Origin of the sequence: Aquimarina macrocephali (genome assembly GCF_051627225.1) — a bacterium.
In the GTDB taxonomy this organism is placed as follows: domain Bacteria; phylum Bacteroidota; class Bacteroidia; order Flavobacteriales; family Flavobacteriaceae; genus Aquimarina; species Aquimarina macrocephali.
In genome coordinates this window covers 537,210-550,362 of record NZ_CP151795.1, presented here as the reverse complement: position 1 = coordinate 550,362, position 13,153 = coordinate 537,210, and the positions used below count along the sequence as shown (strand labels likewise).

Here is a 13,153-nt window from a genome sequence, read left to right as displayed (position 1 = left end):
AATCATCTGTTTTTTTATTTTAGTATTATGAAGTGTCAAATATCAAGAGCAACTGACCAAGATTTACCGTTGATGCAACATTTGTTTTATCAGACGGTTATTACTTATGGTTCTATGGTATTTACAAAATCTGAAATCAAAATTTACTCTCGATTGGCCATAAACAAAGTATACTGGCAAAAGAAATTTAATAAAGACTTTATCTATAATGCTAAGTTAAATGGTGAAATCGTAGGTTCTTTTTCTATGGATTCAAAAGGAAATATTGAGTATATATTTGTTCATATGAATTATCATGGACGAGGAATTGCTAGTGAATTATATCACACTATTGAAGAGATAGCACAAAAAACAAATATAAAGACATTAACTACACAGGTTAATATGTTAACCCGTTCGTTTTTTCAGAAAAATGGCTTTGAAATTATAAAAAATGCTTCAAAAGTAGTTGGGGGAGAAGAAATAATAAGCTATAGTGGAGTAAAACATCTCTAAGACTAATATCAAAAATCAAATCGGATGTAAATTCTAGTTCTACTTCATTTAGAACACATTTTCTATGAATAATTTTGGAAGAATACTTTTATTTTGAAAGAATTTTGAAAAATAGATTCATGATTTAGATATATAAATGGTCTTCAGTTTTTTATAGTAAAATAAAACGCAAAACCTTATGCAGATCTTGTTTTTGGTAAAAAAAATGCATGCGTTGCTATATTGTTTGGTATTGATTCTGTAATTCTATAATTCCATCCTTTATTTATACACTTCAAATCCTTAAATTTGCACCGATCTATCGATAAAGGTAGTGTTTTCAAAATACGAGAAAATATATGTTTGATAATTTAAGTGATAAGCTAGATAAGGCTTTACATATTCTAAAAGGTCACGGGCAGATAACAGAAGTAAATGTTGCAGAGACACTTAAAGAAGTACGAAGAGCATTAGTTGATGCCGATGTAAATTATAAAATTGCCAAAGAATTTACTGCAACCGTAAAAGAAAAAGCATTAGGTCAAAATGTTTTGAAAAGCCTTAAGCCTGGGCAGTTGATGGTAAAACTTGTCAAGGATGAATTGACAGAATTGATGGGTGGTGATGTTGTGGATATTGATTTATCTGGTAAACCATCGGTTATTTTGATGTCGGGATTACAAGGTTCTGGTAAAACTACTTTTTCGGGGAAACTGGCTAATTTTCTTGCAACCAAAAAAACTCAAAAACCACTTCTTGTTGCTTGTGATGTATATAGACCTGCAGCGATTGATCAGTTACATGTAGTTGGAGAACAGATTGATGTAGAAGTTTTTAGTGATAGAGGTAACAATGACCCGGTTGCCATCGCTAAAGCTGGTGTGGCACATGCAAAGGCAAATGGATTTAATGTGGTTATTATTGATACCGCAGGGCGTCTGGCAGTTGATGAAGTGATGATGACAGAGATTGCAAATATCCATAAAGCCGTTACTCCTAATGAAACCTTATTTGTTGTTGATTCTATGACAGGACAGGATGCGGTTAATACTGCAAAAGCCTTTAATGATGTGCTTAATTTTGATGGAGTAATCTTAACCAAACTGGATGGTGATACTCGAGGTGGAGCGGCAATATCTATAAAATCGGTTGTCAATAAACCTATTAAATTTATTGGTACAGGAGAGAAAATGGAAGCTATTGATGTGTTCTATCCTTCTCGTATGGCAGATCGTATTTTGGGAATGGGAGATGTTGTATCTCTGGTAGAGCGTGCTCAAGAACAGTTTGATGAAGAAGAGGCGAGAAAACTACAAAAGAAAATTGCCAAAAATCAGTTTGGATTTGATGATTTCCTAAAACAAATTCAGCAGATTAAGAAAATGGGTAATATGAAGGATTTGATCGGAATGATACCAGGAGCAGGAAAAATGATGAAAAACATGGATATCGATGATGATGCGTTTAGACATATTGAAGCTATTATACATTCTATGACGCCAGAAGAACGATCAAAACCGCAAATCATAAATTCTAGCAGAAAGAAACGTATTGGTAAAGGTTCGGGAACATCCATACAGCAGGTGAATCAATTGTTAAAACAATTTGATCAGATGAGTAAGATGATGAAGATGATGCAAGGTGGCGGTGGAAAACGAATGATGCAGATGATGGGTAAAATGAAATAATTATAATTTTTTTGGAAATAACTGGTAATTTAGGCAAATGGAAATATTAGATGGAAAAAAGGTAAGTAACGATATTAAAGATGAAATAGCTGTTGAGGTCCAGAAAATGAAAGAACGTGGTGAGAAAGTACCACATCTTGCAGCAGTTTTGGTAGGTAATGATGGTGCAAGTTTAACCTATGTGGGTAGCAAAGTTAGAGCGTGTGAACGAATAGGTTTTGAGTCTACTTTGGTTAAAATGCCTGATACTACCAGTGAAACAGAATTGTTGGCAAAGATCAAAGAGCTTAATGAAGATGATGATATCGATGGCTTTATAGTGCAATTGCCACTACCTTCCCAAATTGATGAACAAAAAATACTTTTAGCAGTACACCCTGATAAGGATGTAGATGGTTTTCATCCTATGAATTTTGGGAAAATGGCACTAGAGATGCCAGCTTTTATTTCTGCTACACCATTTGGTATTTTAGAATTATTAGAGCGCTACAATGTAGAGACCAAAGGAAAACATACTGTGGTAATTGGTAGAAGTCATATTGTGGGTAGGCCCATAAGTATTTTAATGGGAAGAAAAGGTTCTCCTGGTAATTCTACAGTTACATTAACCCATAGTCATACCAAAAATATTGAACAAATCATTGCTCAGGCAGATATTGTTATTTCTGCATTGGGAGTTCCGAATTTTTTAAAGGCAGAGATGGTGAAAGAAAATGCGGTTGTTATTGATGTTGGGATTACAAGAGTTTCTGATGAGTCTAACCCAAAGGGATATAGGATTGTTGGGGATGTGGATTTTGAAAATGTAAGCAAAAAAGCGTCTTTTATTACTCCTGTACCAGGAGGAGTAGGACCAATGACAATAGCGATGTTGCTTAAAAATACATTATTAGCAAGAGAAAGACACCGTAGTAATAAATAGGTATCGGCTGTTTAGGTTTAATAGAGTAAATCAGTCTAAGTTTTTTTACAACAGTAAAGGTGTGTCAATACTTAGAGTCTTTGTTAAAAAGAGCTAACGTGGATTTAATTTTTCTGCATTATGTTTGAAATCCTTGATTTGGGAGCTTTTAATCATCTGTATTCTTAGAATCTAAGGAATATCATAACTAATAACTAAAAAGCCTGTATATACGATCGTATATACAGGCTTTTTAGTTATGTAAAAGGATTTCCTTCTAAAAAATCCTTACTGTGCTTATATACAAACGCCAGAACTCAAAAAGTCCTGGCGTTTATTATATGTTACATTTATATTTTGGTGATTATAAAATGTATATTGTATTTTTATTCCTATTCGTCAACATTAAACTGATCTGCAGAGATATTATCTTTGCTACCAGTACTATATCCACCTCCACTAGGAAGAAGGTCTAATGCTAAGTTATAAGAAGGAACGTTAATACCTTTAGATGTTTTAACTGTATTAAAATCTAAGATTTGCTCACTTTTTTCATATAGTGCATTCTTAGTAAAAGTTCCATATTTCTTACCATTCTTAGTAGTTTCTGCCCACTGCTTACCGTAAGCAATTTTAAGATAGTACTCTCCTTCGGGAACGTTTCTGATAAACTGAGTAGCGTTAGAGTTGATAAAGGTTACACGTACTAACTGATCATCAGCTTTGGTTTTACCCATTTTGTACATCTTAACAACTACCTCTGTATTTTTTCCTACTTTAATTTTAAGGTAGTTATCTAGTTTGTAGTCAAACTTACCTTTAAAGTTAAATGATTTTGGAGTAGCACCAGACTTATAAGTCTTTTTCTCCCAGCTAGAGTATTTATCCTCTCTAGATACTTCTATAGAAGCAGCTTTAGGAGAACTCGTATTTGAGCTAGAACCATAAGATGGTGTTGTAGATTCGATAGGATTAGAGGCTACATTCGAACCTCTTGCAGCTCTTTTGTTAGCTTCTTCTACCGCTCTTCTTGTTTCTTCTGTATCTGCAAGAGCTCTTTGTGCAGCAACGTCTTTTGATCGTTTTGCTGCTTCTGCATCGGCAATAGCTTTTGCAGCCGTTGCTTCTGCTTCTCTTTTTAGACGTTCTGCATTAGCAATCGCTCTTCTTGCTGCTTCTTCTGCAGCTTTCTTGGCAGCTTCTGCCTGTGCAATCGCTTGTGCTGCAGCTTGTTTTGCTGCTTCTCTTTTTGCTGCTGCCTCTTGAGCAGCTTTTTCTGCATCTGCAATTCGGCTATCCTCGGTTAATAGGCTACTAAGTACAAAACCGTTCATTTTCTTGAACTGTATTGCACTCCACTCTCCATAATTAGAGCTCATTACATACACCTGAGTTCCTTGAGGAACCTCGGCGATGGTATTAAATTGTAGACCTGGACCACTTCGAACTTCTAATTTATTAGAAGACATTAAGTATTGCCCATCCTGAGCATGAGCAGACGAGAAAGTAATCACCAAAAGCAGAATAAATGTAAAAATAGACTTCATATCGCTTGTTTTAAGTAGATTGGGTTATAATTCAAATTTAATATTACTATTTCTTTAATTAAAAATTTATAAAAAAACATAATTTACCGTCAAAAATCGATCTTCAAAAAAGATGCCAAAAATATTTTAGCTCTAATTTCTTCTTTTAAAACGTTCTAATGAACAATAAAAGAATTACAATTTTTTAAAGAACAATCTAATCTGTAATGATCTGTTTTTCAATAATTTAAAGTGTTTTTGCTCTAGCAAAACTTCAATACTTTCGATTAAAATACTGAAAAGAAAACCATTAAATCAGACTCAAAAGTAATGTTTTAATATGAAAAACACAACTTGTTTTCATTTTATTTCAATAAAAATAACAATTTATTTTCATCGTTTTGTGTTTTTCAACGATTTTTTTTGTCAATACAACCGATTTAATTATAATTCTTCAATAGCATTGTCGGTTTTGTAAGTCATGTATTAAAGATGTATGTAAAAGTGAAAAAGGCTTGATTTGATGGGGGCAACGACTATATTTGTTTTAACATAGGTTTAACACGCGGTCTGTGGGCTCTGGTAATAACGTTTAAATCCGATCCTTAAATTAAAATGTGAGCAAACTCTAATGTTTCTCTTTAATAAGGTCAGGGAACTTTGCTTGAAATCTTTTTAATCTGGGAACAGATATATTGCGTATGTAGGGATTACCTGGATTTCTTTTTTCATAATCCTGATGATAAGCTTCTCCTTTCCAGAATTTTTGAAATGGTAAAACTTCTGCTGCTATTCTTCTGTTTAGTTTTTTACCCAATACTTCTTTTTTGTCGTCGACTATTTTTTTCTGTTCTTCATTTTGATAAAAGATAATTGATCTGTATTGAGAACCATGATCTGGGCCTTGTCCGTTAACCTGTGTTGGGTTTTGTGATCCAAAATATACGTCTACCAAAGTCGAGAAAGAAACAGTTTTTGGGTCATAGATAATCTCTACCGCTTCTGCGTGCCCTGTTCGTCCTGTATTGCTGGATTGGTATGTTGGGTTTGTAGTATGACCTCCTGAGTAACCAGAGATAGATTCTTTAACACCTTTTACGCTTTCATAAACAGCTTCTACACACCAAAAACATCCACTTGCAAAATAAGCTCTTTCTAAACCGTCTACAGGTTCAACTCTCACGGGAGTGATGTTTTCATTTTGTGTTACTTCTTTTTTGTTTTTAGCAGATTGACTATTGCTCTGGCAACTTGAAAATAATAAAACGGCACTCCATATTATATATAATATATTTTTCATAATAATTTAGGTTTTAATACTTGGTCAATTTCTTCTCAGAAAACTTTCAGTTAATTTATTAAAAATGATGAAAATAAAATGATAAAGCAAAGGCGGCTTATCAATTTGATAGCCGCCTTAGTTATTTATTATAAATGTATTGTTATCCGTTCATAGAAATAAGGAACTCATCATTATTTCTTGTTTGCTTAAAGCGTTCATTAATGAACTCCATTGCTTCTACAGGATTCATGTCTGCAAGATATTTTCGCATTACCCACATTCTTTGGATAGTTGTTTCGTCTAGTAGAATATCATCTCGACGAGTACTTGAGGATGTAAGATCGATAGCAGGGAAAATTCTACGGTTAGAGATTTTACGATCTAATTGTAGTTCCATATTACCAGTTCCTTTGAATTCTTCAAAGATTACCTCATCCATTTTAGAGCCTGTTTCTGTTAATGCTGTTGCAATAATAGTTAATGAACCTCCATTTTCTATGTTACGCGCAGCACCAAAGAAACGTTTTGGTTTGTGTAAAGCATTTGCATCTACACCACCACTTAATATTTTTCCACTAGCTGGTTGAACAGTGTTGTATGCTCTGGCTAGTCTTGTGATTGAGTCTAATAGGATTACTACATCATGACCACATTCGACCAATCTTTTTGCTTTTTCCAGTACGATGTTAGCTACTTTTACATGTTCGTTAGCTTCTTTGTCAAAAGTAGAAGCAATTACTTCTCCTTTTACATTACGTTGCATGTCGGTAACTTCTTCAGGTCTTTCATCTATAAGAAGAATCATTTGGTATACTTCAGGATGATTAGCGGCAATCGCATTGGCAACATCCTTAAGTAGCATTGTCTTACCAGTTTTAGGTTGTGATACTATCATACCACGTTGTCCTTTTCCGATAGGAGCAAATAAATCCATTATCCTGGTAGAAATTGTGCTTTGTCTTTCTGCAATATTGAATTTTTCTTGCGGAAATAAAGGAGTCAAATGTTCAAAAGAAACTCTATCACGAACTACTTGTGGGTCAAGACCATTAATTTTATTTACCTTAATAAGAGGGAAGTATTTTTCGCCTTCTTTAGGGGGTCTTACTTGTCCTAATACTGTGTCACCTGTTTTAAGCCCAAAAAGTCTGATTTGTGATTGTGATACATAGATGTCATCTGGAGAAGAAAGATAGTTATAATCACTAGATCTTAAAAATCCATATCCATCTTGCATAATATCCAATACACCTTCACTTTCGATTATAGCGTCAAACTCAAAATCTGGTTCTTTATACCGATTTCTGTTGTCGCGATTTCCGTTCTCTTTTTTGTTAGAGTTGTTAGGATTATTATTTCGAGACTTATTTTGTTGAGGCTTATCATTACCTCTGTTTCGATTGTCCTTTTTATCGTCTCTATTTTGGTGAGGTTTATTTTTTTTATCGCTGCTTTCTTTCTCTTTAGAAACAGTTTCCTCTGAAGGAAGTGGTTTGGTCACTTCGCTTTTCTGTTCTTGAGGAGCTTTATTGTCTTTGTTGTCTTTTTTGGCAGGATTTGTAGGTCCGTCTGGTTTGCGAGCACGAGGTCTTCTTTGACGAACATTGGATTTGGGTTTTTCAGAATCTGTTTTTTCTGAAGCATCCTCAGCTACCACTTGCTTTACCTTGTTAGGGTTTGTGGCTTGATAATCTAGTATTTGGTATACTAAATCTAATTTTTTTAAGGTACGAAACTTTGGTACATTAAGGTTTTTTGCAATTTCTTGCAATTCAGGAAGCTTTTTTGCTTTTAATTCGGAAATCTCTAACATTTATATTTGTTATATAATTTTACGTTTTAGGTATAAATTTTCTAAAGAAGAAATCTAGGAAAATTTTATTTTCGAAGGTAAGTAACCTTAGTTGAGAAGGTTACAGGTTTTGTGCTGCAAGTATACGACTTTATTTTTATTTTTTACACATATTTATAAAAAGAAACTCTTATTTTTGCTTTTCTCTAAGGAAAAAAATTAATGTTACAACGAATTCAAACCATATACCTTTTATTAGCTGCTGCAGTTTCTGGAGGGCTTTGTATGTATTTACCATATGGGATAGATGCTAATGGTGTAGAGCTTTATGCTAAGGGAGAATTATTTCTTTTAGGAATGTTTTTGGGATCAGCGACTTTGTCTCTGATTTCGATTTTTTTATTTAAAAATAGAAAGCTTCAATTTGTATTGGGGCGTATCAATATCTTATTAAACTTTATTTTACTAGGAGTATTTGTTTATTGGTCACTAACGGTATCTGGAGGGACTCAGGTTTCAGAGAAAGGTATTGGGATGATCATTCCTGTTATTTCTATCGTTTTATTAGTAATGGCCAATAAGGCCATTAAGAAGGATGAGAATCTTGTAAAATCTGTAGATCGATTACGATAAACCTAAAATCTTAGTAGTATTAGTGCGTTAAGACCCGGAGTATGCCAACTCCGGGTTTTATTTTTTTCCTAATTCAATCACTTCTAGGTTTTCGATATTACCAGAATCTACCGTGAACCTAAGCATTGTTCTAACTTTGTGAAATCCATGTTTGCCTGCAGCTCCGGGATTCATATGTAACACTCCGTTTTTTTTATCGGGTATTACTTTTAGAATATGCGAATGGCCACAGATAAATAGTTGAGGAGGGTTTGATTTGATCTCATCTCTGGTGTTAATATTGTATTTAGGAGGATATCCTCCTATGTGAGTGATCCATACAGAAACTCCTTCGCAATCAAATCTTTGGTGTAAAGGGTAAGTGGCCCGAGCTTTATCGTCATCAATATTTCCATATACCGCTCTAAGAGGTTTTAAAGCTTCAATAGTATCGGTAACTTTAAGGTTCCCGATATCTCCGGCATGCCAAATTTCGTCGGCTTCATTAACATAATGCAATATGCGGGAATCAATATAACTATGGGTGTCGCTAAGTAAAAGTATTTTTTTCAAAGTTGAATAATAAAATTGAGTTATCGCACGATAGAAAAACAGGAAGTATACCATAACTTCTATCTCTGTTTTATAAAGTATATTTGCGCTTAGTTTTTATACAAAAATAGAATATTGCTTTTGAAATAAGCTACAGAATCTAAGTAAAGAAACGGTATTAAAAATAATAGATACGAGTAGAATGAAATATTTTTTAGAACTTTCATATAACGGAACTCCATATCATGGATGGCAACGGCAGCCTAATGCAATTTCTGTACAGGAAGTTCTTGAGGATTCATTATCTACTATTTTAAGAAATAAAATAGATGTAGTTGGAGCAGGAAGAACAGATGCAGGCGTTCATGCGAAACAAATTATGGCTCATTTTGAATGCGAGGATATATTAGATCCAGATCAATTCAAATATAAACTTAATGCAATTTTACCAGCAGAAATTGCAATCCAGAATATACATCATGTGCAAGAAAATGCCCATGCGAGGTTTGGTGCAGTAAGTAGGTCATATGAGTACCATATTACCTTAATAAAAGACCCTTTTAGTATTCATAAATCTTATTATTTAAAAAAACCATTGGATGTAGATTTGATGAATGAAGCTGCTAAATTACTGTTAAACTATACTAATTTTAAATGCTTTAGTAAGTCCAAAACCGATGTAAAAACGTATAATTGTACAATCACAAATGCTACTTGGGAGAATCATGGTAATCAATTAGTTTTTAAGATTTCGGCCAATCGTTTTCTTAGGAATATGGTGAGAGCAATTGTGGGAACACTTATCGAGATTGGAGAACATAAATTAAATAATGAGGATTTAATAGCTATTATTAAAAGTGAAGACCGTGGTCAGGCCGGATATTCGGTTCCTGCTCATGGGCTTTACTTAACAGCTGTAGAATATCCTAATGATATATATATATAATATAGATGGCAGAAAAGAGTGGTAAAGCTTTTGATTTTAAACTTTTCAGACGGTTGATTACATATACTAATCCTTACCGGCTGACTTTTTATTTTGTTGGTTTTTCAGCTATTATATTGGCTGTTTTGTCAATTGTTAACCCTTATTTGCTTAGAGAAACAATAGATAGAACTATTATTCCTCAGGATGGAGAACTATTGATTTATTTCATTTGTCTGATGCTGGGAGTTTTGTTCCTGGATGTGATCACCCAATTCTTATTTATCTATTTTGCTAACTGGTTGGGGCAAGAAGTAATTCGGGATATTAGGGTTAAGTTGTTTGAGCATATGCTTGGCTTTAAAAAACAATATTATGATCGGTCTGCAGTCGGTAGATTGGTTACCAGAGCTGTAAGTGATATCGAAACTATAGCCAGTATTTTTAGTCAGGGATTGTTTATGATTATGAGTGATCTGTTAAAAATGCTAGCAATCTTATGCTATATGTTGTATCAGAGCTGGCAACTTGCATTACTGGTATTTGTTGTATTGCCCTTGGTTGTCTATGCAACAAGAATTTTTCAAAAGAAAATGAAAGTGGCTTTTGAGGAAGTGAGAACGCAAGTCTCTAATCTTAATTCATTTGTGCAGGAACGAATTACCGGAATGAAGATTGTTCAATTATTTACAAGAGAGGAAACCGAATACTCCAATTTTAAAGAAATTAACGAGAAGCATAAGAAAGGTTGGGTAAAAACAGTTTGGTATAACTCTATATTTTTTCCTATTGCAGAGATGTCTAGTTCTGTAACTATAGGGTTAATAGTTTGGTTCGGAGGACTTAAAGCTGCACAAGGAGATGAGATCACCCTAGGGTTGGTTATCGCATTTATTCAACTCTCTCAAATCTTGTTTAGACCATTGCGACAGATAGCAGATAAATTCAATACACTGCAAATGGGAATGGTGGCAGCTAATCGTGTGTTTGCTATTCTGGATACAGATTCTAAAATTGAGAATAATGGAGAGGAGTTATTAGAAAAGATAAGAGGTAAGATTACATTTGATGATGTACGATTTAGTTATGTAGAAAACGAAGAAGTATTAAAAGGAATCTCTTTTAATGTTGAAGTAGGTGAGACAGTAGCAATAGTAGGAGCGACAGGAGCAGGGAAATCTACAATTATTAATTTACTTAGCAGGTTTTATGAAATAGATAGCGGAGTAATTTCTATTGATGATATCGATATTAAAACTATTGAGTTAAAATCATTACGAAACCATATTGCAGTGGTGCTTCAAGATGTGTTTTTGTTTGCAGATACTATTTTTAATAATATCACTTTGAATAATGGAGACATTTTGGAGGAACAGGTATATCAAGCTGCAAAAGAGATAGGAATTCATGATTTTATCATGAGTCTTCCGGATGGGTATAACTATAATGTAAAAGAAAGAGGAGCTATGCTTTCTTCGGGACAACGACAACTTATTTCTTTTTTAAGAGCCTATGTTACTAATCCAGGTATTTTGGTATTAGATGAAGCTACATCATCGATAGATTCGCATAGTGAACAACTAATTCAGAACGCAACAAACAAGATTACCAAAGGAAGAACTTCTATTGTTATTGCTCATCGATTGGCAACTATTAAAAAGGCAGATAAAATTATTGTAATGGATCAAGGTAAGATCGTAGAACAAGGTAACCATAATGAATTACTTCAAATAGAAAAGGGGTATTATAGAAAATTATACGAGGTACAATTCGCTAATGTGATCGAATAAACAATTTGTTGCTTTTACTTGGTAGGGATTTCTATTGCTCCTGATAGAATCATTATTATAAAGACTACTAATCCTGTAATCATATACAGTATTCCACCATAGATAAGAAACAGTAGTGTTTTGATCAGGATTTTCTTCAAGCTAATTTGATAAAGTCTCTTTAAAACATAAGCCATGTAAAAAATGTATACTGGAAATTGCACCATACCTACAAACATAAAGTTATCTACCATAAATGTTAATGGGAGTAAAATTAATGTCATGGTTCCCACAATATGGGAGTAGGCGTATAGATAGATTACAAAATGCTCTGTTAGATTATATTTTTTATAATTCAAAAAAACTAACCGTGATAATAAAGCTAGTAGCGGAATCATTAAAAAACTTAATATAGACTGATACTGAAAAGTAGTGTCAAAAATTGAACTTTGCATTTCAGCTTGTTGTTCAGAAAAATCACCAAACGACATAATTTCCTTTAGCCTATCTTTTACCAAAAAAGCGTAGATTCCTGTGATTGTTATTGTAATGGCAAAATATCCAAAAGCATTTACATAGCGTTTTCTAAGTCCATGAATATAACCATCAATTACTTCTTCAGGTTTTGTGAATAAATGAATAAATGTTTTGATGAATGAATTGTCCAGATTGAGGAAACGATCAACAAATTCTAAAACCAGATTTTTAAAAGTAATTCGTTTTGTAATCTTTTTTGCACCGCAATCAGGGCAAAAATTATGAGTTTCAATTTGTTGTCCACAATTTTTGCAATTGGTAATACTAATTAAATTATTCATTAAACTAAATCCCTTTTTATTTTTTCTATTAATTCTTCTTCTGTTTTAAATATCACAAATTCCCCATTTTTGATATATGATAATTTACCAGTTTCCTCACTTACTACAAGAGCTAAAGCATCTGTTTTTTCACTAATACCTACAGCTGCACGATGCCTTAGTCCAAAACGTAAAGGCATATTATTATCGTTGGTAACTGGTAGGATGACTCGTGTCGCTACTATACTATTATCTTCTATGATCATAGCCCCATCATGAAGAGGGCTGTTTTTATAAAAAATACTTTCGATTATAGGAGTATTTACAAGGACATCCATAGCATCTCCAGAGGTTTTAACAAAGTCCAAAGATGTACTTCTTTTAATAATAATAAGTGCCCCGGTATGAGTTTTTGCCATTTCGCTACAGGCAGTTACGATAGCAGTAATATTGGTAACACTGTCTTCGGGTGCATCTCTGATAAATTTTAATTGCCTTAGAAATTTACGTCTTCTTCCAAAATTAGTAGAACCAATCATTAAAAGGAATTTTCGTATTTCTTGCTGAAAAACTACAATTAAAGCAAACATTCCGACACCAATAAATTCACCCAGAACGCTACTTAACATTTCCATGGCAAGGAATTGTGTGAGTTTCCATACCAGATAAATCATAACTATTCCTATAAAAATATTGATAGCTGCAGTACCTTTAACTAACTTATAGATATAGTACAATAAGAAGGCAACAAGTACAATATCAAGTATATCTAATATTCTTAGGTTTATTAAATCCAAATGTCTGGTGTTTTTGTAAAAATAGAAAAATTAGTGAA

Annotated in this window: 12 protein-coding genes; 6 read left to right on the top strand and 6 right to left on the bottom strand. The window is 33.4% G+C overall.

The genetic code is table 11. The features are described from left to right. Positions 1–27 precede the first annotated feature (27 nt). From AAFU52_RS02405 to AAFU52_RS02395, 3 genes are all read left to right on the top strand, one after another. A complete protein-coding gene (locus AAFU52_RS02405) occupies positions 28–495 on the top strand; it encodes a GNAT family N-acetyltransferase (protein WP_084050375.1) in 468 nt (155 codons plus the stop codon). Between the two features lie 338 nt (positions 496–833). Continuing rightward, a complete protein-coding gene (gene ffh / locus AAFU52_RS02400) occupies positions 834–2,162 on the top strand; it encodes a signal recognition particle protein (protein WP_024770845.1) in 1,329 nt (442 codons plus the stop codon). Positions 2,163–2,199: 37 nt separating this feature from the next. After that, positions 2,200–3,084, top strand: a complete 885-nt coding sequence (locus AAFU52_RS02395) for a bifunctional 5,10-methylenetetrahydrofolate dehydrogenase/5,10-methenyltetrahydrofolate cyclohydrolase (protein ID WP_024770844.1) — start codon at positions 2,200–2,202, stop codon at positions 3,082–3,084. Between the two features lie 371 nt (positions 3,085–3,455). Here the strand turns inward: AAFU52_RS02395 and AAFU52_RS02390 are convergent, their stop codons facing one another. From AAFU52_RS02390 to rho, 3 genes are all read right to left on the bottom strand, one after another. Next, positions 3,456–4,610, bottom strand: coding sequence for an SH3 domain-containing protein (locus AAFU52_RS02390; protein WP_438425155.1), 1,155 nt, complete (start codon positions 4,608–4,610; stop codon positions 3,456–3,458). Between the two features lie 607 nt (positions 4,611–5,217). Further along, on the bottom strand, positions 5,218–5,889 hold the full coding sequence (gene msrA / locus AAFU52_RS02385) for a peptide-methionine (S)-S-oxide reductase MsrA (RefSeq protein ID WP_438425153.1): 672 nt from the start codon (positions 5,887–5,889) through the stop codon (positions 5,218–5,220). Positions 5,890–6,031: 142 nt separating this feature from the next. Then, a complete protein-coding gene (gene rho, locus AAFU52_RS02380; protein WP_024770841.1) occupies positions 6,032–7,684 on the bottom strand; it encodes a transcription termination factor Rho in 1,653 nt (550 codons plus the stop codon). Between the two features lie 201 nt (positions 7,685–7,885). On the opposite strand from rho, the gene AAFU52_RS02375 reads away from it, so the two are divergent. Then, positions 7,886–8,296: a DUF4293 domain-containing protein gene (locus AAFU52_RS02375; protein WP_438425151.1), complete on the top strand. Its 411-nt coding sequence runs from the start codon at positions 7,886–7,888 to the stop codon at positions 8,294–8,296. Between the two features lie 57 nt (positions 8,297–8,353). On the opposite strand, the gene AAFU52_RS02370 is transcribed toward AAFU52_RS02375, so the two are convergent. Then, positions 8,354–8,848, bottom strand: coding sequence for a metallophosphoesterase family protein (locus AAFU52_RS02370; RefSeq protein ID WP_438425149.1), 495 nt, complete (start codon positions 8,846–8,848; stop codon positions 8,354–8,356). Positions 8,849–9,029: 181 nt separating this feature from the next. Here AAFU52_RS02370 and truA point away from each other — a divergent pair, with 181 nt between their 5' ends. After that, the gene (truA, locus tag AAFU52_RS02365) at positions 9,030–9,773 is read left to right on the top strand and encodes a tRNA pseudouridine(38-40) synthase TruA (RefSeq protein ID WP_438425146.1); all 744 of its coding nucleotides are present in this window, start codon (positions 9,030–9,032) and stop codon (positions 9,771–9,773) included. Between the two features lie 5 nt (positions 9,774–9,778). Next, positions 9,779–11,542 (top strand): ABC transporter ATP-binding protein, encoded by a 1,764-nt coding sequence (locus tag AAFU52_RS02360; RefSeq protein ID WP_024770837.1) that lies wholly within the window; start codon positions 9,779–9,781, stop codon positions 11,540–11,542. Between the two features lie 14 nt (positions 11,543–11,556). Here AAFU52_RS02360 and AAFU52_RS02355 read toward each other — a convergent pair whose 3' ends face one another. Both AAFU52_RS02355 and AAFU52_RS02350 read right to left on the bottom strand, forming a co-directional pair. Continuing rightward, positions 11,557–12,339 carry a DUF3667 domain-containing protein gene (locus tag AAFU52_RS02355; RefSeq protein ID WP_438425142.1) on the bottom strand — a complete coding sequence of 261 codons (783 nt, stop codon included), beginning with the start codon at positions 12,337–12,339 and terminating at the stop codon, positions 11,557–11,559. Continuing rightward, positions 12,339–13,115, bottom strand: coding sequence for a diadenylate cyclase (locus tag AAFU52_RS02350; protein WP_024770835.1), 777 nt, complete (start codon positions 13,113–13,115; stop codon positions 12,339–12,341). The genes AAFU52_RS02355 and AAFU52_RS02350 overlap by 1 nt, the downstream gene beginning before the upstream one ends. Positions 13,116–13,153 lie beyond the last annotated feature (38 nt).

Coding starts and splice junctions, on each gene's coding strand:
- AAFU52_RS02390 (WP_438425155.1), bottom strand. CDS start 4,610: ATGAAGTCTATTTTTACATTTATTCTGCTTTTGGTGATTACTTTCTCG.
- AAFU52_RS02395 (WP_024770844.1), top strand. CDS start 2,200: ATGGAAATATTAGATGGAAAAAAGGTAAGTAACGATATTAAAGATGAA.
- ffh (WP_024770845.1), top strand. CDS start 834: ATGTTTGATAATTTAAGTGATAAGCTAGATAAGGCTTTACATATTCTA.
- AAFU52_RS02355 (WP_438425142.1), bottom strand. CDS start 12,339: ATGAATAATTTAATTAGTATTACCAATTGCAAAAATTGTGGACAACAA.
- msrA (WP_438425153.1), bottom strand. CDS start 5,889: ATGAAAAATATATTATATATAATATGGAGTGCCGTTTTATTATTTTCA.
- AAFU52_RS02405 (WP_084050375.1), top strand. CDS start 28: ATGAAGTGTCAAATATCAAGAGCAACTGACCAAGATTTACCGTTGATG.
- rho (WP_024770841.1), bottom strand. CDS start 7,684: ATGTTAGAGATTTCCGAATTAAAAGCAAAAAAGCTTCCTGAATTGCAA.
- AAFU52_RS02375 (WP_438425151.1), top strand. CDS start 7,886: ATGTTACAACGAATTCAAACCATATACCTTTTATTAGCTGCTGCAGTT.
- truA (WP_438425146.1), top strand. CDS start 9,030: ATGAAATATTTTTTAGAACTTTCATATAACGGAACTCCATATCATGGA.
- AAFU52_RS02360 (WP_024770837.1), top strand. CDS start 9,779: ATGGCAGAAAAGAGTGGTAAAGCTTTTGATTTTAAACTTTTCAGACGG.